Origin of the sequence: Luteimonas granuli (assembly GCF_007795095.1) — a bacterium.
Classification (GTDB): Bacteria; Pseudomonadota; Gammaproteobacteria; order Xanthomonadales; family Xanthomonadaceae; genus Luteimonas; species Luteimonas granuli.
Window position 1 is genome coordinate 2234783 of the sequence record NZ_CP042218.1, and the last position, 21116, is coordinate 2255898.

At 71.3% G+C, this 21116-nt stretch carries 17 protein-coding genes; 15 read left to right on the plus strand and 2 right to left on the minus strand.

The features are described 5' to 3' along the window. Nucleotides 1-5 precede the first annotated feature (5 nt). From FPZ22_RS14105 to FPZ22_RS10295, 3 genes are read left to right on the plus strand one after another with little or no spacing between them, the layout of a single operon-like run. Nucleotides 6-6428 carry an Hpt domain-containing protein gene (locus FPZ22_RS14105; protein ID WP_246120691.1) on the plus strand — a complete coding sequence of 2141 codons (6423 nt, stop codon included), beginning with the start codon at nucleotides 6-8 and terminating at the stop codon, nucleotides 6426-6428. Then, the gene (locus FPZ22_RS10290) at nucleotides 6418-7884 is read left to right on the plus strand and encodes a chemotaxis protein CheB (RefSeq protein ID WP_144892707.1); all 1467 of its coding nucleotides are present in this window, start codon (nucleotides 6418-6420) and stop codon (nucleotides 7882-7884) included. Before FPZ22_RS14105 ends, FPZ22_RS10290 begins: the two co-directional genes overlap by 11 nt. Nucleotides 7885-7894: 10 nt before the next feature. Continuing rightward, a complete protein-coding gene (locus FPZ22_RS10295; protein WP_144892709.1) occupies nucleotides 7895-8383 on the plus strand; it encodes a chemotaxis protein CheW in 489 nt (162 codons plus the stop codon). A 15-nt stretch (nucleotides 8384-8398) separates the two neighbouring features. Here FPZ22_RS10295 and FPZ22_RS10300 read toward each other — a convergent pair whose 3' ends face one another. After that, nucleotides 8399-9136, minus strand: a complete 738-nt coding sequence (locus FPZ22_RS10300) for a 16S rRNA (uracil(1498)-N(3))-methyltransferase (RefSeq protein WP_144892711.1) — start codon at nucleotides 9134-9136, stop codon at nucleotides 8399-8401. A gap of 37 nt (nucleotides 9137-9173) precedes the next feature. Next, the gene (bioA, locus tag FPZ22_RS10305; protein WP_144892712.1) at nucleotides 9174-10580 is read right to left on the minus strand and encodes an adenosylmethionine--8-amino-7-oxononanoate transaminase; all 1407 of its coding nucleotides are present in this window, start codon (nucleotides 10578-10580) and stop codon (nucleotides 9174-9176) included. 38 nt (nucleotides 10581-10618) lie between these two features. Between bioA and nudE the strand changes: the two genes are divergently transcribed. The 12 genes from nudE (at nucleotide 10619) to lgt (ending at nucleotide 21060) form a co-directional block, all read left to right on the plus strand. Further along, nucleotides 10619-11173: an ADP compounds hydrolase NudE gene (nudE, locus tag FPZ22_RS10310; RefSeq protein WP_144892714.1), complete on the plus strand. Its 555-nt coding sequence runs from the start codon at nucleotides 10619-10621 to the stop codon at nucleotides 11171-11173. Then, on the plus strand, nucleotides 11160-11966 hold the full coding sequence (cysQ, locus tag FPZ22_RS10315; protein WP_144892716.1) for a 3'(2'),5'-bisphosphate nucleotidase CysQ: 807 nt from the start codon (nucleotides 11160-11162) through the stop codon (nucleotides 11964-11966). The genes nudE and cysQ overlap by 14 nt, the downstream gene beginning before the upstream one ends. A gap of 47 nt (nucleotides 11967-12013) precedes the next feature. Further along, nucleotides 12014-12805 carry a nucleoside triphosphate pyrophosphohydrolase gene (gene mazG, locus FPZ22_RS10320; RefSeq protein ID WP_144894126.1) on the plus strand — a complete coding sequence of 264 codons (792 nt, stop codon included), beginning with the start codon at nucleotides 12014-12016 and terminating at the stop codon, nucleotides 12803-12805. A 37-nt stretch (nucleotides 12806-12842) separates the two neighbouring features. Beyond that, nucleotides 12843-13145, plus strand: coding sequence for an Mpo1-like protein (locus FPZ22_RS10325; protein WP_144892718.1), 303 nt, complete (start codon nucleotides 12843-12845; stop codon nucleotides 13143-13145). Nucleotides 13146-13217: 72 nt separating this feature from the next. Continuing rightward, nucleotides 13218-13931 (plus strand): response regulator transcription factor, encoded by a 714-nt coding sequence (locus FPZ22_RS10330; RefSeq protein WP_144892720.1) that lies wholly within the window; start codon nucleotides 13218-13220, stop codon nucleotides 13929-13931. Between the two features lie 57 nt (nucleotides 13932-13988). Beyond that, on the plus strand, nucleotides 13989-15272 hold the full coding sequence (locus FPZ22_RS10335; RefSeq protein ID WP_210412663.1) for a sensor histidine kinase: 1284 nt from the start codon (nucleotides 13989-13991) through the stop codon (nucleotides 15270-15272). Between the two features lie 45 nt (nucleotides 15273-15317). Further along, entirely contained in the window at nucleotides 15318-16814 is a 1497-nt protein-coding gene (locus FPZ22_RS10340; protein WP_144892725.1) for an efflux RND transporter periplasmic adaptor subunit, read from the plus strand. Continuing rightward, the gene (locus FPZ22_RS10345; RefSeq protein WP_144892727.1) at nucleotides 16811-17515 is read left to right on the plus strand and encodes an ABC transporter ATP-binding protein; all 705 of its coding nucleotides are present in this window, start codon (nucleotides 16811-16813) and stop codon (nucleotides 17513-17515) included. Before FPZ22_RS10340 ends, FPZ22_RS10345 begins: the two co-directional genes overlap by 4 nt. Beyond that, a complete protein-coding gene (locus FPZ22_RS10350) occupies nucleotides 17512-18747 on the plus strand; it encodes an ABC transporter permease (protein WP_144892729.1) in 1236 nt (411 codons plus the stop codon). The genes FPZ22_RS10345 and FPZ22_RS10350 overlap by 4 nt, the downstream gene beginning before the upstream one ends. Before the next feature lie 199 nt (nucleotides 18748-18946). After that, complete coding sequence (locus FPZ22_RS10355) at nucleotides 18947-19327, plus strand: diacylglycerol kinase (RefSeq protein ID WP_144892731.1); 381 nt, start codon at nucleotides 18947-18949, stop codon at nucleotides 19325-19327. Between the two features lie 46 nt (nucleotides 19328-19373). Further along, nucleotides 19374-20120 carry a TerC family protein gene (locus FPZ22_RS10360; RefSeq protein ID WP_144892733.1) on the plus strand — a complete coding sequence of 249 codons (747 nt, stop codon included), beginning with the start codon at nucleotides 19374-19376 and terminating at the stop codon, nucleotides 20118-20120. A gap of 7 nt (nucleotides 20121-20127) precedes the next feature. Continuing rightward, a complete protein-coding gene (gene lgt / locus FPZ22_RS10365) occupies nucleotides 20128-21060 on the plus strand; it encodes a prolipoprotein diacylglyceryl transferase (protein WP_144892735.1) in 933 nt (310 codons plus the stop codon). Nucleotides 21061-21116 lie beyond the last annotated feature (56 nt).

The following is a 21116-nucleotide window of genomic DNA, read 5'->3' on the forward strand; positions in this document are numbered from 1 at the left end:
GACCGATGACCGCTCTGCGCGACGCGATCGACTACACCACGCTCGGCTGGGTCAAGCCGGAGCTCGACGAGACCCTGCGCCAGGCGCGGATCGAGATCGAGGACTTCGCCGCCGACCCCACCGACACCAGCCGCATGGGCTTCTGCGCCGGCTACCTGCACCAGGTGCAGGGCACGCTGCGGATGGTCGAGCTGTACGCGCCGGCGATGGTGGCCGAGGAGATGGAGCGCCTGGCGCAGGCGCTGCAGGAAGGCGCGGTGGCGGACCGGGACGCCGCCTGCGCGATGCTGATGCGCGGCGTGGTGCTGCTGCCCGACTACCTCGAGCGCCTGCAGAGCGGCCACAAGGACATCCCGATCGTGTTGCTGCCGCTGCTCAACGACCTGCGCGCCGCCCGCGGCGAGGCGGGCCTGTCGGAGAGCGTGCTGTTCGCGCCCGACCTGCAGCGTCCGCTGCCGGGCGGACTGGCGCCGGCGGAGGCGGGCAACGATCCCGTACCGGTGCGCAATGCGCGCGCCCAGCCGGCGCTGGCCGCACTGCAGGCGGCGATGGGCGCGTGGCCCGAGGCAGGCAAGCCCGTCGATGCCGCCGCGATCGCCGCATCGCTCGACGCGCTGCTCGCCCACGTCCGGGCGGAACCGGCGCGGCGCATGCTGTGGGTCGCCTCGTCGGTGGCCAGGGCGATGGGCGACGATGCGATCGAGGTGACGCCGGCGCTGCGGCAGGCCTTCGCCAGCGTCGAACGCGAGGCACGGCGCCTGTTCGAGGACGACGGTTTCGGCATGCCGCGCGCGGAAGCCGCGCTCGAGCCGACCCGGCAACTGCTGTACCACGCCGCCCACGCCAGCTCCGATCACTCGGCGCTGCGCGCCTTGAAGGACACCTTCGAGCTGGAGCGTCAGCTTCCGACCGACTCCGAGATCAGCCACGCCCAGGGCAGCATGAGCGGGCGCAACCGCGCCCTGCTCGACACCGTGGCCGCGGCCCTGAAGGAAGACCTCCTGAGGGTCAAGGACGCGCTCGACCTGCATCTGCGGACCGGCGAGAACGACGTCGAGCGCCTCGCGCCCCAGGTCGAGGCACTGGGGCGCGTCGCCGACACGCTGGGCATGCTCGGGCTGGGCGTCGCACGCGGCGTGATCGGGCAGCAGCGCGACGCCATGGCCGGGATCGTCGACGGCAGGAAGGCGGCGGACGAGGGCGCGCTGCTCGACGTCGCCGGTGCGCTGCTCTACGTCGACGCCACCCTCGATGACCAGGTCGCGCGCCTCGGTGCCGGTGACCAGGATGCGCCCGTGCAGGAGGAACTGGGCGCCGGCGAGGCGGAGAAGGTGCTCGACGTGCTCGCGCGGGAGGCCATCGCCAATTTCGCGGACGCCCGCCAGGCCTTCGTGGCCTTCATCGAAACCGGCTGGGACCATGGCGAACTGGCCGAGGTGCCGCGTCTGCTGCGCGAGGTCACCGGCGCGCTGCAGATGCTGGAACTGCCGCAGCCCGCGGCTTACCTGACCGGCGTCCGCCGCTACATCGAGGACGAGCTGATCGGTGGCCGCCACGTGCCCAACGGGCGCCAGCTCGACACCTTCGCGGACGCGCTGGCGAGCCTGGAGTACTACCTCGAGGCCCTGCGCGAGAACCGCTCCAACCGCGACGAGATCCTCGACGTCAGCCGCCAGAGCCTGGAGAGCCTGGGTTACTGGCCGCTGCCGATGGAACGCATGCCGGAGTCCGCCCGGTCGGGTGTCGCCGCGGGGCCCGTGGTCAGCGAGGCCGACGTCGAGCGCACGGTCGCCGCGCTGATCGACCGCGACACGACGGGTGGGCAGTCCGGGGCGCTCGACGCCGCGGTCGTTGAAGCGCAGCGGGTCCAGGCGGAGGCCGTGCCCGTGCCTGCAGTCGCGCCCGCTCCCGCTCCCGCTGCCGCTGCCGCTCCCGCTGCCGCTGCCGCTGCCGCTGCCGCTGCCGCTGCCGCTGCCGCTGCCGCGCCGGCTCGGCCGGGCGGCTTCGAGATCACCGGCGACGAGATCGACGACGACATCCGCGAGGTCTTCCTCGAGGAGTTCGCCGAGGAGATCGACAACCTCGACCAGCTGCTGCCGCTGTGGCGCGCCCAGCCGGACGACCTCGAGCGCCTGCGCCCGATCCGCCGCGTCTTCCATACCTTGAAGGGCAGCGGCCGCCTGGTCGGCGCGCGCACCCTGGGCGAGTTCAGCTGGAAGATCGAAAACATGCTCAACCGCGTGCTCGACGGCACGCGGCCGGCGAGCCCCGCCGTGGTGGCCATGGTCGACCAGGCCTTCTCCACGCTGCCGGAACTGCAGGCGGCGTTGCGCGGCGACGGTGCGGTGCGCGCCGATCTGGAGCGGATGCAGGCGGAGGCCGAACGCATTGCCGGCGGCGACGAGCGCATGCCGGAACTGCCCGCGCCCATGGAGCCCGTCGATGCGCGGATCGACGGTGCGCCTGAAGCAGTGGCGCTGCAGGAAGCCGACGCGGGCGGCGGGGCGGCCGATGCGACCGCGACCGGGACGGCCGAAGCATCGGCGGCGGATGAAGCGCCGCACGCCGGAGAAGCGACCGATGCCATCGGACCCGCCAGGCCAATCGAAGCTGACGGGGCAACCGACGCCACCGGAACGATCGACGCGGTCGACGCGGTCAGCGCGTCCGGAACCGGGGAGGAGACGGACACAACATCCGCGCCGGCGGCGCTGGAGATGGTGGCGGCCTCTGTCGACCCGCTGCTGCTGGAGATCCTTGATGCCGAAGTGAGCGGCCACCTGGCCACAGTCGACGCCTGGGTGGCCGCTGCCTCCCCGGGTGCCACGCAGGCTTCGGAACCGCTGCTGCGCGCGCTGCACACGATGAACGGCGCGTTCGCCATGACCGAGCTGCCGACCGTCGCGCATGCGCTGACTCCTGGCGAAGGCTATGTCCGCCGCATGCTGGCCGCGGGCGCACCCGCGACCGACGAGGGCCTGGCCGCGATCGCCGAACTGGCGACCGTGGCGCGCGCCGCGATCGCCGGCCTGCAGTCGACGCACCCGCAGGTCCCCGTGGCGACGGCGCTGGCCGCCAGGCTCGCGGCGCTGCGCGATGACCTGCCCGCGCCTGCGCCGCTGGGCTTCGAGATCCTGGCGGAGGAGGATGCCGGCTTCGCGCACGGCGACGATGTGGTCACCGCCGAGACGCACGTACCGAGGCTGGTCGACATCGACATGAGTCCGTACGCGGGCTTCGACCGGGAGCCCGAGGTGATCGCCGTGGATCACGCCGCCGGGGCGGACGAGCCCGGGATCCCGGAGCAGGAAACGGCGGAGCCGGGAGCGGAGGCCGCCGAGCTGGACTGGCTCGAGGCGGCGCGTCGCGAAACGGAGCGGCTTGAAGTCGAATGGCTCGAAGCGGAGCGTCTCGAAGCGGAGCGTCTCGAAGCGGAGCGTCTCGAAGCGGAGCGTCTCGAAGCGGAGCGTCTCGAAGCGGAGCGTCGCCAAGCGGAACGTATCGAAGCCGAACGTATCGAAGTCGGACGTATCGAAGCCGAACGCCTCGAAGCCGAACGCCTCGAAGCCGAACGTATCGAAGCCGAACGTATCGAAGCCGAAGACCGCGACCACGTCGAGCGCGAGGCGCAGCTCCTGGAGCAGGAGCGGATCGAAGCGGAACGCCTCGAAGCGGAGCGTCTCGAAGCCGTGGGTGCGGAAGCCGAAGGCTTCGACGCCGAACGCGTGGTCTCCGGGGATGGCGAGCTCGGGCAGCCCGATGCCGAGTCCCTCGAAGCCGAAACTCTCGAGGCAGAGCGGCTCGAGGCAGAGCGGCTCGAGGCAGCGCGGCTCGAGGCAGAGCGGCTCGAGGCAGAGCGGCTCGAGGCAGCGCGACTCGAGGCAGCGCGACTCGAGGCAGAGCGGCTCGAGGCAGAGCGGCTCGAGGCAGCGCGACTCGAGGCAGCGCGGTTCGAGGCAGCGCGACTCGAGGCAGCGCGCCTCGAAGCCGAACGCCTGGAGTCCGAGCGTCTGGCCGCCGACCGCCTCGAGGTGGACCGCGTCGTGGCTGCGGCAAACGCCGAGATGCTGGCCGCGATCCCGACCGATGAGGATCCCGACGCCGCATTCGACTTCACAGGCCTGGATACCGAGCTTGTCGGGATCTTCGTCGAGGAGAGTCGCGACCTGCTGGATCATTCGGACGGGCTGCTCGCCAAGCTGCGCGAATCGGCGAGCGACCGTGAGGCCCTGGTCGGCCTGCAGCGCGACCTGCACACGCTCAAGGGCGGCGCGCGCATGGCCGGGATCTTCGCGATCGGCGAACTCGGGCACTCGATGGAATCGCTGCTCGAGGCCGTGTCCGAGCAGCGCTTCGATCTCGGCCGCGGGGACGTCCCACTGCTCGAGCGCGGCTTCGACCGCCTGCATGCGATGGTCACCCGGGTCGGCGAGGGGCGTGCGATCAGTCCCTCGCAGGGCCTGATCGACGCGCTGGACGCCCGCGCGCGCGGCGAGGAACTCCTGGCCGGCAGCGTCGTGGCGCCTGCCGAGCGCATGCCGGCGCCGAAGGTCGTCATGCCGCCGCTCACTGCGCCGATCGGCGCGGCCGAGGCCGCCGAGGACGACGACATCACGCCCCGGGCCCCGCAGGAGCAGGTGCGGATCCGCGCCGACCTGCTCGACCGTCTGGTCAACTATGCCGGCGAGGTCGCCATCTACCGCGCGCGCCTGGAGCAGCAGCTTGGTGCGTTCCGCGGGGCGATGGGCGAGATGGAGCAGACCAACACGCGCCTGCGCGATCAGCTCCGCCGCCTGGACATCGAGACCGAGGCGCAGATCATCGCCCGCTACCAGCGCGAGCACGACTCGGCCGATGCCACCTTCGATCCGCTGGAACTCGACCGCTTCTCCACCCTGCAGCAGCTGTCGCGCGCGCTCGCGGAGTCCGTGGCCGACCTGACCAGCCTGCAGGGCACGCTGGACGACCTGACCCGCCAGTACGAGACCCTGCTGCTGCAGCAGTCGCGCGTCAGCTCCGACCTGCAGGAAGGCCTCATGCGCACGCGCATGGTGCCGTTCGATTCGCTGGTGCCGCGTCTGCGCCGCGTGGTCCGCCAGGCGGCCACCGAGACCGGCAAGCATGCCCAGCTCAGGCTCGAGGGCGCCCAGGGCGAACTCGACCGCAACGTGCTCGAGCGCATGACCGCGCCGCTGGAGCACATGCTGCGCAACGCGGTGGCCCATGGTCTCGAGACGCCGGGCAAGCGCCGCGAGGCCGGCAAGGCCGACGAGGGCGCGGTGCGGATCTCGGTGCGCCGCGAAGGTTCGGAGGTCGTGCTCGAGGTCGCCGACGACGGTGCCGGCCTCGACCGCGAGGCGATCCGTCGCCGCGGAGTCGAGCGCGGCCTGATCCGCGACGACGCGGTGCTCGCCGAGGGCGACCTCGACAGCCTGATCTTCCAGCCGGGTTTCTCCACCGCCGACGAAGTCAGTCGTCTGTCGGGCCGCGGCGTGGGCATGGACGTTGTTGCGAGCGAGGTCCGCCAGCTCGGCGGCGCACTCGACATCGCCACCGTGCGCGGGCGCGGCACCACCTTCACCATGCGCCTTCCGCAGACGCTGGCGGTCACCCAGGCCGTGTTCGTGAAGATCGGCGAGACCAGCTTCGCGGTGCCGATCGCATCGGTCCGCGGCGTGGGCCGCATCTCGCGCGACGAGTTCGGACGGCCCGATGCCGCCTATGCCTACGGCGGCGAGGACTACGCCGTGCACGACCTCGGCGGTCTGGTCGGCCATGCGCCGGCGCGCGCCGACGGCCACCTGCAGATGCCCCTGCTGCTGGTCCGTTCGGGCGAGCTGCGCGTGGCGGTGGCCGTGGACCAGATCCTCGGCAGCCGCGAGATCGTGGTGAAGCCGGTGGGCCCGCAGGTGGCTTCGGTGCCGGGCATCTTCGGCGCCACCATCATGGGCGACGGCAGCGTGGTGGTGATCCTCGACGTCGCACCGCTGGTGCGTCGCCGGCAGGTGGCGCGGCCGCGCGACCCGGCGGCCGAGGCCGCCCTCCAGCGCCGCGTGCCGCTGGTCATGGTGGTCGACGACTCGATCACCATGCGCAAGGTCACCGCCCGCGTGCTCGAGCGGCACAACTACGAGGTCGTGACCGCGAAGGACGGCGTCGACGCGCTCGAGCGCCTGGCCGAACGCGTCCCCGACCTGATGCTGCTGGACATCGAGATGCCGCGCATGGACGGCTACGAGCTCGCGACCGAGATGAAGGCCGACGCCCGCCTGCGCGAGGTGCCGATCATCATGATCACCTCCCGGACCGGCGAGAAGCACCGCCAGCGCGCGTTCGAGATCGGCGTCGAACGCTATCTCGGCAAGCCGTACCAGGAGAACGAACTCCTGCGCAACGTCCACGACCTGCTCGAGCAGCATGATGGCTGAGCAGGAGGCGGGCGCCGCACGGGTCCTGCTCCTGGCGCGTGCCGGCGTAGCCCGGCAGCGGCTGGAGAGTGCGCTGGAAGAGGCCGGCGCGGAGCTGCTGCGCACCGTGGACCCGAACGAAGGCGATCCGGCTGAAGCCGTCGCCCTGCGCCCCGGCGCCGTGCTGGTGGCGCTGGAGGCCGCGATCGAGGATGCGCTGGAGCGCTACGACGCGCTGCTGTCGGACCCCGGGGTGCTGGTCATGTTCGAGGAGGCGGAAGTCGCCGCGAACCGGGATGGCTGGGACGCCGCGCGCTGGGTCCGCCACCTTGCCGCCAAGCTCCACGGCCACCAGGATGTCCTTCCGCCGGGCGCCGGGGCCGAGGACCTCGCACGCCCCGCGGCGGACGCGCCGCACGGGCCCGACGCCGGCCTTTCCAGCCTTGACGCTTCTTCCGGCGGCAGCGTGGCCGGCTTCGACGGCCTGCTCGCCGCCGAAGACATGGACTGGTCGTCGTCGGGAGACTACGGGGTCACGGCGGAGGCCGATCCGGAGCTGGCGGCCCTGCTGGCGGCCGCCGAAGCTGCGCAGGACGAGGACCCCGCGGACAGCGACTCGGGTTCGCGGGCACCCGCACCGGACTGGACCATTTCGCTGGTCGAGGACGAGATCGAGATCGAGATCGAGGACGAGGACGAGGACGCGAACGCGAACGCGAACGGGGACGCGGGCGGCACCGACAGTGGCGACGACAGCGGCGATGACAGCGACGCCACCGCCGCGGCGAGCGCCACGGCCGACCCTCTGTCGCTCGGCAGCGGACTCTCCCTGGTCGAGGACGATTCTCCGATCATCGCGCGCGTCGCGCAGACTCCGACGGTCGATTTCGACGCCCTTGCAGCCCGTCTTGGGGGCCTGTCGCTGGTCGATCCCGACAGCCCCGGTGACGGCAGGTTGCGCGGTGCGGTGATGATCGAGGCCGGACTCGGTGGCCCCGACGCAGTGCGCCAGCTGCTGGGCGGCCTGGACGATGAACTGCCGCGCGCGGTGCTGGTCCGGCTGCAGCTCGACGGCGGCCGCTATGACCGCCTGGTGCAACAGATGCAGCGTGCCACTTCCGCCCCGGTCGTACTGGCCGAGGCCGGAGCGTCCGCCGACCCGGGCACGGTGTACTTCCTGCCGCCCGGGATCGTGGCCGCCGAGGGCGGGGCGCGACTGGTCTTCGTGGACGCCGACGGCGGAGACGGCTACGGGTCGCTGCCTGCCGGCGACAGCGCCCTGGTCTTCCTGAGCGGTGCCGACGCCGCCCGGGTCGACCGCGCGATGGAGGTGGCCGCAGCCGGCGTACTGGTACTCGCCCAGGCGCCGGACACCTGCTACGACGCCACGGCGGTCGATGCCCTGGTCGCACGCGGCGCCGTGTCGGCCGAGCCCGGCAGCCTGGCACAGGCCCTGCTCGACCATTGGTCTTCATGAGGTCCCGGCGATGAACGCACCCGCTCTCCAGGAAATCCGCGGCGTCCTGATCCAGGTCGAAGGCGCGCGCCTGCTGCTGCCGAACGCGACCATCGCCGAGGTGCTGTCGTTCGCCGATCCGGAGCCGGTGCCCGGCGCGCCCGACTGGATGCTCGGACGCATCCGCTGGCGAGGCTGGCAACTGCCGCTGACCTCGTTCCCGCGCCTGGCCGGCATCGGCGACGAGGCCGGCGGACCGGGCAGCAAGATCGTGGTGCTCAAGGCGCTGGGCGGCGATGCCCGCCTGCCCTATGTGGCGTTGCTGACCAGGGGGTTCCCCCGCCTGGTCACGGTCTCGCGCGACGCGCTGGTCGCCGATGCGGGCGAGGGCGATGCCGGCGGCGATGCGGCCGGGCTGCCACGGTGCGTGCTGATGCGCGTACTGCTCAACGACGAGCGGGCGCTGCTGCCCGACGTGGACGCCATCGAAGCCGCGATCCGCGAGGCGCTGGCGGCCTGAGCCCGGCGGCGCCCGTCAGGCGAGATCCCCGAATGCCGCCTGCAGTGCGCTGATCGCGGCGATGCCCGCGGTCTCGGTGCGCAGGATCCGCGGCCCCAGGCGCAGGCCTTCGAAGCCGGCGTCCGCCAGCACCGAGCGATCGCGCGGCGACCAGCCGCCTTCGGGACCGATGCCGACCACGACGGTCCGGTTCCCGGGCCCGGCCAGTCCGCGCACGCAGGCCGTGGCGGCGGGATCCAGGACCAGCTTCAGCGCATCGGCGGGCAGGTCCGCGACCGCTTCGGCCAGTCCCAGCGGCGCTGCGACCGGAGGCAGCATTGCGCGGCCGCTCTGTCCGCAGGCGGAAGCGACCACGCCGCGCCAGTGTGCCAGGCGCTTCTCCAGGCGCGTGGCGTCCAGCCGTACTTCGCTGCGCTCGCTCGAGACCGGCACAAAGCCGGCGACGCCGAGTTCGGTCGCCTTCTGCAGGATCCAGTCCATCTTCTCGCCGCGGGCCACGCCCTGGAGCAGCACGATCCGCAGCCGCGACTCGTTGTCGACCTTGCGCGCGGACAGCACGTCCACTTCGCCGCCGCGCTTGCCGGCCGCGGTGATCCGGCAGTCGTAGTCGAAACCGTCGCCGTTGAACAGAACGCAGCCATCGCCAACACCGAGCCGGAGCACCCGCAGAAGATGCGCGGCGGCCGGTTCCGGAAGCTCGAGCCTCGCTCCAATGGCGAGCGGGGCGTCGATGTACTCGCGATTCTGGCGCATGGGGAATCCCTCTCCTTTCGCTGCGGACCGGGCGTGGTCAGACGGCCCCGGTCGCAGCCACGATCGCCGCCTCGGTGGCTTCGGCGAGGAGCGCCAGCTGGGCGTCGTCGATGCAGTAGGGCGGCATCCAGTAGAGGATGTCGCCCAGCGGACGCAGCATCACTCCGTGGTCGAGAGCGGCACGGTAGGCACGCAGGCCGACGCGCTCGGCGGGGTCGAAGGGCGAGGCGCGATCGCCGTCGCGGGTGAGCTCGAAGGCAACCACCATGCCGGCCTGCCGCACCTCCGCCACATGCGGCAGCGAGGCCAGCGGCGTGGCCGCCTCGGCCATCCTGGATGCGGTCACGCGGTTGCGGGCGAGCACGTCGTCGGACTCGAAGATGTCCAGTGACGCCAGCGCCGCGGCGCAGGCCAGCGGATTGCCGGTATAGCTGTGCGAATGCAGGAAGGCGCGCTCCCGCGAGTCGTCCAGGAAGCCGTCGTAGATGGACTGCGTCGCCAGCACCGCGGCCAGCGGCAGGAAGCCGCCGGTCAGGCCCTTCGACATGCACATGAGGTCGGGCATCACGCCGGCCTGTTCGAACGCGAACATCGTGCCCGTGCGGCCGAAGCCGGTCGCGATCTCGTCGGCGATGAGGAACACGCCGTGCACGTCGCAGAGTTCGCGCGCGCGCCGGAGGTACACCGGGTGGTGCATGCGCATGCCACCGGCGCACTGCAGGCGCGGCTCCAGGATCAGCGCGCAGACTTCGCCGGGGTGCTCGTCGAGCAGGCGCGCGAGCGCGTCGGCCGCCTCCTCGGCGCAGTCCTCGGCGGACTGTCCCGGGCGCGCATTCCACGCATCGGGCGAGGGCGCGAACATCGCTTCCATCAGCAGCGGTGCATAGATGCGCCGGTACAGCGGGATGTCGCCGACCGAGAGCGCGCCGATGGTCTCGCCGTGGTAACCGTTGGCGAGTGCGACGAACTTCGTGCGCCGCGGCTCGTCGCCGCGGTTGCGGTACCAGTGGAAGGCCATCTTCAGGGCGACCTCGACTCCGGCCGAGCCGTTGTCCGCGTAGAACACCTTCGCCAGAGGCGCACGCCCTGGCTGGCGGGGCGCGATGCGAAGCAGGCGCTCCGCCAGCTCGACCGCCCCTTCATGGGTGGCACCGGCGAGGATCACGTGCTCCAGCCGGCGCGCCTGGCGGGCGATCGCCTCCGCGATGCGCGGTTCGGCGTGCCCATGGATGTTGGTCCACCAGCTGCTGACGGCGTCGAGGGTGCGGCGGCCGTCGTGGCCGACCAGCCAGGCACCCTCGCCGTGCGACACCGTCAGCAGCGGCAGGGTGTCGGGGTGCTCGCGCATCTGCGTGCACGGGTGCCAGAGCACGGCGAGATCGCGGGATCGCCAGTCGCCGCCCTCGGCTAGAATGGCGGCATCGTGGAAAGACCTGTCGGACATCGCGGCATTATCGCCCTTCGGGCACCGCGGGGGTGCCGGTGAGCCGTCCGCTGCCGACGATCCACCGCATCACCGAGTCCGACGCCGGCCCCTACCGCCTTGAGCGGCTGGACCTCGAGTTCGCCAACGGCGAGCGCCGCCGCTATGAACGCCTGCACGGTCGCGGACACGGCGCAGTGGTGGTGGTGCCCCTGATCGACGACGACACCGTGCTCCTGGTGCGCGAGTACGCGGCCGGCGTGCACCGTTACGAGCTGGGCCTGGTGAAGGGCCGCATCGATGCCGGCGAGAGTCCGGCCCAGGCCGCCGACCGCGAGCTGAAGGAAGAGGCCGGCTACGGCGCGCGCCGCCTGGACGTGCTGCGCAGCCTGACCCTGGCGCCGACCTACATGAGCCATTCCACCCACCTGGTCGTGGCGCGCGACCTCTACCCCGAGCGTCTGCCCGGCGACGAGCCGGAAGAGCTCGAGGTCGTGCCCTGGAAGCTCGACGCCCTGCACGAACTGGTGCTGCGCGAGGATTTCTCCGAAGGCCGCTCGATCGCGGCGCTGTTCGTCGCCCGTGACTGGCTGCAGCATCATGCGGGCCGTTGACGAGGGCGTGCGCGAAGGCGTGATCGCCATCGCCCGCGAGGCCGGAGCGGCGATCATGGCCGTGCACGACGACGACCTGGCCGTGCGCGCCAAGGCCGACGCCAGCCCGGTGACCGCAGCGGACCTGGCTGCACACCGCTGCATCGTGGACGCGCTGGCGCGGCTGACGCCCGACATCCCGGTGCTGTCGGAAGAGTCCGCGCATACGGTGTCCCTGCAGGAGCGGTGCGGCTGGACGCGTTTCTGGCTTGTGGATCCGCTCGACGGCACCCGTGAATTCCTGAAGCGCAACGGCGAATTCACGGTCAACATCGCCCTGGTCGACCACGGCGTGGCGGTGTTCGGCGTGATCCAGGCCCCGGTGACGGGCGTGGTCTGGCATGGCGCGCCAGGGCGGGGCGCGTTCCGCCGCGAGGATGGGACCGAGCGCGCCATCGCCAGCCGCCGCCCGGCCACCGCGCCGCTGCGCGTGGCCGCCAGCCGTTCGCACCTGGACGAACGCACCGCGGCCCTGCTCGGCCGCATCGGCGACCATGAGACCGTCGGCCTCGGTTCTTCGCTCAAGTTCTGCCTGCTGGCCGAGGGCGGCATGGACGCCTACCCGCGCCTGGGTCCGACCAGCGAATGGGACACCGCCGCCGGCCAGGCCATCCTGGAGGCCGCGGGCGGCTGCGTGCTGGACCTGCGCGGCCGGCCCTTCCGCTACAACCAGCGTGACACCCTGCTCAACGGCGACTTCATCGCACTGGGCGATCCGGAGTTGCCGTGGAGGGAGTGGATCCAAGGTCCCTGACGAGGAGTACCGAAGTGTCCGGACAACTGCAGCGATTGCTGGGAATCATGGCCAGGCTGCGCGATCCGGCGTCCGGGTGCCCGTGGGACCTGGCGCAGGATTTCGCGACGATCGCCCCGTACACGATCGAGGAGGCCTACGAGGTCGCGGACGCGATCGATCGGGGCGACATGGAAGGGCTGCGCGACGAGCTGGGGGACCTGCTGCTGCAGGTGGTCTTCCATGCGCAGATGGCCCGCGAGGCCGGGCACTTCGGCTTCGAGGACCTGGCGCGCGCGATCGCCGACAAGATGGAGCGCCGGCATCCGCACGTGTTCGGTGATGCCGACCGCGAGGATGCGGACGCCGTGCGCGCCAGCTGGGAAGAGATCAAGCGTGCCGAGCGTGCCGCCGCCGGCGACACGGACACCTCGGCGCTGGCCGGGATCTCGCGCGGGCTGCCGGAATGGCAGCGCGCGGTGAAACTGCAGGACCGGGCCGCCCGCGTGGGCTTCGACTGGCCGGGCCCGGGACCGGTGATGGCCAAGCTCGAGGAGGAACTGGCGGAGGTCGGCGCCGAATTCGCCGCTGTGGCCGCCGCGCCGGAGGACGCCGCCGCGCGCGACCGCCTCGAGGCCGAACTCGGCGACCTGCTGTTCGTCGCCGCCAACCTGGCGCGCCACGCCGGGGTCGACGTCGGTGCCGCGCTGCGCCGCGCCAACCACAAGTTCGAGCGTCGCTTCCGCGGCATGGAAGCGCTGGCCGCAGCCGATGGCACCTGCCTGGCGGGACTGTCCCTGGACACCCAGGATGCGTACTGGGAGCGGGCCAAGGCCGGCGAGCGCGGTGCGTCGGGCTGAGGCATGATGGCGGCAACGGCCTCACCAGGAGCCGACCATGGCCCGTTTCGCCAGCTTCCGGGAGTTCTATCCCTTCTATCTCGGGGAACACAGCAACCGCACTTCGCGCAGACTGCATTTCGTCGGCAGCTGCGGGGCGCTGGCGTTCCTGGCCGTGGCGATCGTCAGCGCGAACCCCTGGTGGGTGCTGGCGGCTCTGGCCTGCGGCTACGGTTTTGCCTGGACCGGCCACTTCTTCTTCGAGAAGAACCGGCCTGCCACCTTCCGCCACCCCTTCTATTCCCTGGCCGGCGACTGGGTGATGTTCAGGGACATCCTGACCGGCAGGATCCCGTTCTGAGCCGTCTTCACACACCGTAGACCCCGGCCCCGGCAGCCTTTCACAAAGCTGAAGACGCCAAGGGAGGACGCGATGCGTGGAACGCAGGAGCCCGGTGGCCTGGTCCTGATCGTCGAGGACAACCGCAATATCTCGGAGATGGTGGGGGAATATCTCGAAGGCCGTGGCTTCGAGGTCGACTATGCCGCCGACGGCCTCGACGGATATCGCCTGGCCAGCGAGAACAACTACGACGTGATCGTGCTCGACCTCATGCTGCCCCGCCTGGACGGCGTGGAGGTCTGCAAGCGCCTGCGCGAGGAGGCGCGCAAATCGACGCCGGTGCTGATGCTGACCGCGCGCGACACGCTGGACGAGAAGCTCACCGGCCTGGGCGCCGGCGCCGACGACTACCTGGTCAAGCCATTCGCCGTGCAGGAGCTGGAGGCGCGGCTGCGCGCGCTGATCCGCCGCGAGCGCCGCCAGGTGGGCTCGGAGGTGCTGAAGGTGGCCGACCTGGTGCTCGATCCCGCCAGCCTGCGCGCCACGCGCTCGGGCACAGAACTGCAGCTCTCGCCGATCGGCCTGAAGCTGCTGACGATCCTGATGCGCGAGTCGCCGCGCGTGGTCAACCGGCAGGAGATCGAGCGCGAGATCTGGGGCAACAGCCTGCCGGATTCCGATACCCTGCGCAGCCACCTCTACAACCTGCGCAAGACCATCGACAAGCCCTTCGACAAGCCCCTGCTGCACACCGTGCAGAGCGCGGGGTACCGCATCGCGGACATCGAACAGCCGCCGGCCTGACGGTCGCGGGACGGACGCATGGCACAGGGGCTGCCGGGCAGGTTGCGTCGGGTCTTCATGCTGCAGACGGTTCTGGCGATCGTGGCGGTACTGGCGTCGCTGTATGTGTCGACGGTGTTCGCCCGCGGCGTGCTGGCCACGCAGTGGGTGCACGCCGAAGCCGCACGCTTCTGGACCCGGGCCGCGGAGGAGCCGGGCCATGCGCCGCCGTGGACCCCGTCGGTGCAGGGATACTTCGTCCCCGACGGCATCGACCCCGAGGCGGCCGGCGTTCCGGCCGACTATGCGGAGGCCGGGCCGGGCCTGCACCGGCTGGGCCCGCCTGGCACCTCGCAGCGGCTGCTCGTGCAGGACGGACCCGGAGGGCGGCTGTACCTGCAGATGCCGTTCCGTCTGCTGGACAGGGTGGCCCTCTGGTCCCTGCTGATCGCATCGGTGCTGGCCACGTTGGCGATCGGGGTCGTGAGCTGGCTCAGCTACCGCACCGCACGGGGGATGGTGTTGCCGGTCCACGCGATGGCGGGGGAGGTCGCGAAATGGGATCCCCAGCGCGTCGATCTGGAAGCCATCGACCTGGTGCGGCTTCCCGGCGAGGTCGGCAGCGAGGTCCATCAGCTGGAGGGGGCGCTGCGTGGCCTCGCGGAGCGCAGCCAGGCGTTCGTCCGCCGGGAGCGCGATTTTACCCGCGAGGCCAGCCACGAGCTGCGCACGCCGCTGACCGTGATCCGCGTGGCCACCGACATGCTGCGGCGCGACCCGGAGCTGCCGCCCCGCCTGCAACGCTCCCTGGACCGGGTGCAGGTGGCCGCGCGCGACATGGAGGCGGTGGTCGACGCCCTGCTGATCCTCGCCCGGGAGGACGTGAAGGCCGATGCGGGCACGATCGACGTGCGGGCGGTGGCGGCCGAGGCCGTCATGGTGGGACAGGCGCTGCTGGACGAGATGGGCACGGCCGCGGCGGTCACCCTCGAACTGGTCGAACGTGGCCGGCCGGAACCGGCCGGCTCGGTGCGCGCGCTGGCGCTGATCCTGGAGCAGCTGGTACGCAACGCCTGCACCTTCACCCGGGAAGGACGCATCGAGGTGCGGGTGGAGCAGCACCGTGTCGAGGTCCGTGACACCGGCGTGGGCATGGAGCGCGACGTGCTCGAGCGTGCCTTCGAGCCGTTCTACCGCGCCGACCAGTACGTGGGCGGCCGCGGCCTGGGTCTCGCCGTCGTGCGGCGGCTGGCCGCCCGCTACGGGTGGGCGGTGCAGATCGACAGCGTGCCGGGCCAGGGCACCACGGTCACCGTCGGCTTCGGGGAGCGGGCCGCGCTCCGGGGCGGTCAACCGCGGTGACGCTGGCGCGTTAGCCTCTGCAGTTCCGTCAGGATCCCGCAGAGAATGAGCCACCGCCCCCGTGCAGCAACCCGCCCCCGCAAGGGCATCGCCGCCATCGTCGTCACCGTCCTGGTCCTTGCCGCCGGCGGCTGGTACTACGCCCAGCGCAACGCCGCCGCGGAGACCGGCACCTGGCGCACGGTGGAGGTGGAGGAGGGGGACATCCGCGTCGCCATCTCGGCCACCGGCACCCTCAGCGCGATCTCGACGGTGGTCGTGGGCAGCCAGATCTCCGGACAGGTGACCGAGGTCCTGGCTGATTTCAACGACAGGGTCGAGCAGGGCCAGGTGATCGCGCGTATCGATCCCAGCACCTACCAGGCACAGATCGAGCAGGGCTCCGCGCAGATCGCCAGCGCCCGTGCGGGCCTCGACCAGGCGCAGGCGAACCTGCGCAACGCCGAGCTGGACCACGCGCGCAAGGCCGAGCTCGGCGAACGCCGGCTGGTGGCGCGCAGCGACGTCGATCTCGCGCGCGCCGCGCTCGACCAGGCACGCGCCCAGGTCGCGTCGGCGGAGGCACAGATCAACCAGCAGTCCGCCTCCACCCGGACCGCGCGCATCAACCTCGAGCGCACCGTGATCCGCTCGCCGGTGGAGGGAGTGGTGCTCACCCGCACCATCGAGCCCGGCCAGACGGTCGCCGCCAGCCTGCAGGCGCCGGAGCTGTTCACCATCGCCGAGGACCTGTCGAAGATGAAGATCGAGCTGGCCGTGGACGAGGCCGACATCGGCCAGGTCCAGTCCGGCCAGGGCGTGAGCTTCACCGCCGACGCCTTCCCCGACCAGCAGTTCCGAGGCGTGGTCGACCAGGTGCGGTTGAGCGCCACCAATACCAGCAACGTGGTGACCTATCCGGTGGTGGTCACGGTGGACAACAGCGAAGGCACGCTGCTGCCGGGGCTGACCGTGAACGCGGAAATCGAGGTCAGTCGCCGGGACGGCGTGCTCAAGGTGTCGAATGCGGCGCTACGCTACAAGCCCACGGCGGCCGAGGGCGCGTCGCCGGCGATGCCCGCGGGCGGCGCGCGTGGCGGCGTCACCGGAGACCTCCGCCGCGAGGCCGCGGTACTGGAACTTTCGCCGGCGCAGCAGGCCGCCTTCGACGAGGCCGTCGCCGCCGTCGAAGCCCGCCAGCAGGCCCGCCGTGCGGCACCGCCCGCCGGCGCCAATGGCGGCCCGGGTCCGGGCGTCACCGTCGTCCGCGGCGGAGGGCCGTCGGGTGCGATGGCTTCGCAACTGCGGCAGCGCATGCTGCAGCGCTACCGTGAGGACTTCGCCACCTTCCGCGCGAGCCTGGACGAGACCCAGGCGCAGCGCTGGGACGCCGCCATCGCCGGCCTGGTCGGCGCCACGCGCGCCGTGGTCTACCGCCTGGCCGACGGCCGTCCGGAGCCGGTACTGGTCCGCATCGGTGCCACCGACGGCACCGCGACCGAAGTCTCGGGCGGTCTGCAGGCCGGCGATCTCCTGATCACCGGGGAGCGCGCAGCACGATGAACGCCGGGGTGCCGATCATCGAGACCCGGGGCCTGGGCAAGGTCTATTCCGCGGGCACCGAGGCCGAGGTGGTGGCCCTGCGCGACGTCGACCTGCGCATCGAGCGTGGCGCCTTCGTCGCCATCATGGGGCCGTCGGGCTCGGGCAAGTCGACGCTGATGAACCTCATCGGTTGCCTGGACACGCCCGGAAGCGGCAGCTACCTCTGCGACGGCGTGGACGTGTCCACGCTCGATGCGGAAGGGCTGGCGGCTTTGCGCCGCGACAGGATCGGATTCGTGTTCCAGGGCTTCCACCTGCTGCCGCGCATGACCGCGCTCGACAACGTGGCGATGCCGCTGGCCTACGCTCGCGTGCCGCCGGCCGAGCGCCAGCGCATGGCGAAGGACGTGCTGGAGGCCGTGGGTCTCGGCGAACGCAGCGGCCATCGTCCGAGCGAGCTTTCGGGCGGCCAGCAGCAGCGCGTGGCGATCGCGCGCGCGCTGGTCAACCGGCCGCCGCTGCTGCTGGCGGACGAACCCACCGGCGCCCTGGATTCGAAGACCGGCGAGGAGATCCTGGCGCTGTTCAAGCGCCTCCGCGACGAGGGCCACACCGTGGTGCTGATCACCCACGACGCCGAGGTGGCCGCGCACGCCGACCGCACCTACATCATCCGCGACGGTGAGCTTCATCCCGAGCGCGCGGAGGTCGCGGCATGAGGTTCAGCGACGTCCTGCGCACCGCCATCCATGCACTGCGCGGCAACTGGATGCGCAGCGTGCTCACCTCGCTGGGCGTGATCATCGGCATCGCCGCGGTGATCGTGATGGTCTCGGTGGGGCAGGGCACGCAGTCGGAGATCGACAAGATGGTTTCGGGCCTGGGCTCGCAGCGCCTGGACATCTCTCCGGGCTCGCGCCGCGGGCCGGGCGGCGTGCGTCTCAGTTCATCGAGCTTCTACACGCTCACCGAGGGTGACGTCGATGCGATCCGCGAGGACATCCCGGAGGTGCAGTACGTCGCCGGCTCGCTGCGTGGCAACACCCAGGTGGTGTTCGCCGAAAGCAACTGGTCCAGCAGCTGGCAGGGCGTGCAGCCCGACTACTTCGACATCAACGGCTGGGTGATCGCCGAGGGCGCGGGCTTCGAGGCGCAGGCCTACAGCGGTGCGGCCAAGGAAGTGATCCTGGGCGAGACCGTGCGCCGCGAACTGTTCGGCGACGAGCCGGCGATCGGGCAGACCGTGCGCCTGGGGCGCGTGCCCTTCGTGGTCGTGGGCACCCTGGAGCCGAAGGGGCAGGGCGGTTGGGGCCAGGACCAGGACGACGTGATGATGGTGCCGATGCAGACCGCGCGGCGCCGGCTGCTTGGCTCGATGGGCCTGCCGCCGGGCGCGGTGATGCAGGTCGCGCTGACCGTCGCCGACGCCGACGACCTCGGCTACGTGCAGGGCGAGGTCGAATCGCTGCTGCGCCAGCGCCACCGTATCGGCCCCGGGCAGGAGGATGACTTCAGCGTGCGCAACATTTCCGAGATCGTGGCCACCCGTACTGCCACCACGCGGCTGATGTCGCTGCTGCTGGGTGCGGTGGCGAGCATTTCGCTGATCGTCGGCGGCATCGGGATCATGAACATCATGCTGGTGTCGGTGACCGAGCGGATCCGCGAGATCGGGCTGCGCATGGCGGTCGGCGCCGGGCCCTCGGACGTGCGCCGGCAGTTCCTGGCCGAGGCCATGCTGCTGTCGCTGGTCGGAGGCGCCCTGGGCATCGTGATCGGCGTCGTGGGCGCGCTGCTGGTCGGCCGCTTCGGGGACCTGCCGGTGGTGCTGAACGGCCAGGTGGTGGCGCTTGCGGCCGGATTCTCGGTGGCCACCGGCCTGTTCTTCGGCTACTACCCGGCGCGCAAGGCCTCGATGCTCGATCCGATCGAGGCGCTGCGTCAGCAGTAGCGCGACCCGGCGCGCGCCCCGGCAGTTGCCGGGATGTGGCAAAATTGCCCGCTTCCGATCGGACGCGGCGGCTGATTCGCATGCAGTTCCCATCCCGGCGGCGCCCCTGCGGCGTCCGCGCTCCCGACGCAGGCCGTGCGCACGCACGGCCGGTCGCCTCCCTGAATCGCAGCGGTCCGCGCTGAGCGGTTGCGACGCGATGGCCGACCAGACCGGACACCTTCCCCGCGGCCCGGCGCGCATGCTCAAGGCGACCCGGTGGTCGCTGCAGGGCCTGCGCGCCGCCTGGCTGCACGAGTCGTCGTTCCGGCTCGAGGTCTGCCTGTTCGCGGTCCTGGCGCCGCTGGGGTGGTGGCTGGGGCAGGACGGCGTCGAGCGCGCGCTGCTGGTCGGCTGCCTGGTTCCGGTGCTGGCGGTGGAACTGCTGAATTCCGCCATCGAGGCCGTGATCGGCCGCTATGGCGACGAACACCACGAACTTGCGGGCCGGGCCAAGGACATGGGTTCGGCGGCGGTGTTCGTGCTGATGATCAACGTGCTTCTGGTCTGGGGCGCTCTGCTCTGGCCCCGGCTGACATGACCCCCGTGCAGGGCACGGCAAGAGACTCCCGAAGGACAGGCAGGCAATGCAGGCAGTGATCGAATTCCTTTCCGACCCGCAGGTGTGGATCCTGCTGGTCACGCTGTCCACGATCGAGATCGTGCTCGGCATCGACAATCTGGTGTTCATCTCGATCGCGGTCAGCCGGCTGCCGATCGAGAAGCGCGAGTTCGCGCGCAAGTTCGGCATCGCCGTGGCCTGCATCACCCGCATCGGCCTGCTGTTGACGCTGGCCTGGCTGGCCGGGCTGACCAGCGACCTGTTCACGCTGTTCGGCCAGGGCATCTCGATCCGCGACCTGGTGCTGATCCTCGGCGGCCTGTTCCTGATCGTGAAGGGCGTGATGGAAATCCGCTCGCTGGTGGTCGGCGAGCATGAGGACGTCGACGGGGTCGGCAAGGCGGCGACCTCGTTCGGCATGGTGATCGCCCAGATCGCCGTGATCGACATCGTGTTCTCGCTGGACTCGGTGATCGCGGCGGTCGGCATGGCGGCCGAGTACGTGCCGGTGATGGTGATCGCGATCCTGGTGGCGGTGGGGGTGATGCTGCTGGCCGCGCAGCCCCTGGGCCGCTTCATCGACAACAATCCGACGGTGAAGATGCTGGCGCTGGCGTTCATCGTGCTGATCGGCGCCTATCTCCTCACCGAAGGCTTCGACCTGCACATCCCGCGCGGCTATATCTACGGCTCGATGGCGTTCTCCGCCTTCGTCGAAGGCCTCAACCTGTGGGCCAAGCGCCGTGCCCTGAAGGGCGTCGCCAGCGAATGAGGCCGGCATGAGCATCCTGCACCTGATCGACCCCGTCGCGATCCAGGCCCCGGCCTTCCCGCTGTTCGGCCGGAGTTTCGCGCCTGCCGTGCACTGGTACGGGCTGATGTACGCGCTGGCCTTCCTCGGTGCCTGGCTGCTGGGACGGGCGCGCATCCGCGCCGGGCGCCTGCCGGGCGTGGACGAGGCGGGGTTCGGCGACCTGATGTTCTACGGGATGCTCGGCGTGGTCCTCGGCGGGCGCATGGGTTCGGTGCTGTTCTATTCCTTCGGCGACTTCCTGGACGATCCCACGATGCTGTTCCGCATCTGGGAGGGCGGCATGAGCTTCCACGGCGGCCTGCTGGGCGTGCTGCTGGCGTCCTGGCTCTGGTCGCGCGCGCGCGGGCTGCACTTCTTCGACACCATGGATTTCGTGGCGCCGCTGGTGCCGCTGGGCCTGGGCTTCGGCCGCATCGGCAACTGGATCGGCGGCGAGCTCTGGGGCAAGCCGAGCGACCTGCCCTGGGCGACCGTGTTCCGCGGTGCGCTGCCGCAGGACCTGGCCTTCCTGGACGACGCGGCGTTGCGCGCGCTGCATCAGGCCGGCCAACTGGAGCAGTACGCACGCCATCCCTCGCAGCTCTACCAGGCCTTCCTCGAGGGCGTGGTGATGTTCGCGGTGCTGTGGTGGTTCTCCAGCCGGCCGCGGCCGCGCTATGCCGTCTCCGGCCTGTTCGCGCTGCTCTACGGAGCGTTCCGCTTCCTGGTCGAGTTCGTGCGCGAACCCGATGCCCACATCGGCTACCTGGCCTTCGGCTGGCTGACCATGGGCCAGGTGCTGAGTACGCCGCTGATCCTGTTCGGCCTGTACTGGCTGTGGCGCTCACGGCGTGCGCCGACGCTGCAGCCGGTGCCGCCGCGTGCCGCCGGTTCCCCGCCCCCGCCCGGACCGCTGTAGGAGCCGCCACAGCGGCGACGAACTCGCCCGACCCGCCCGACGAACCGCCCGAGCCT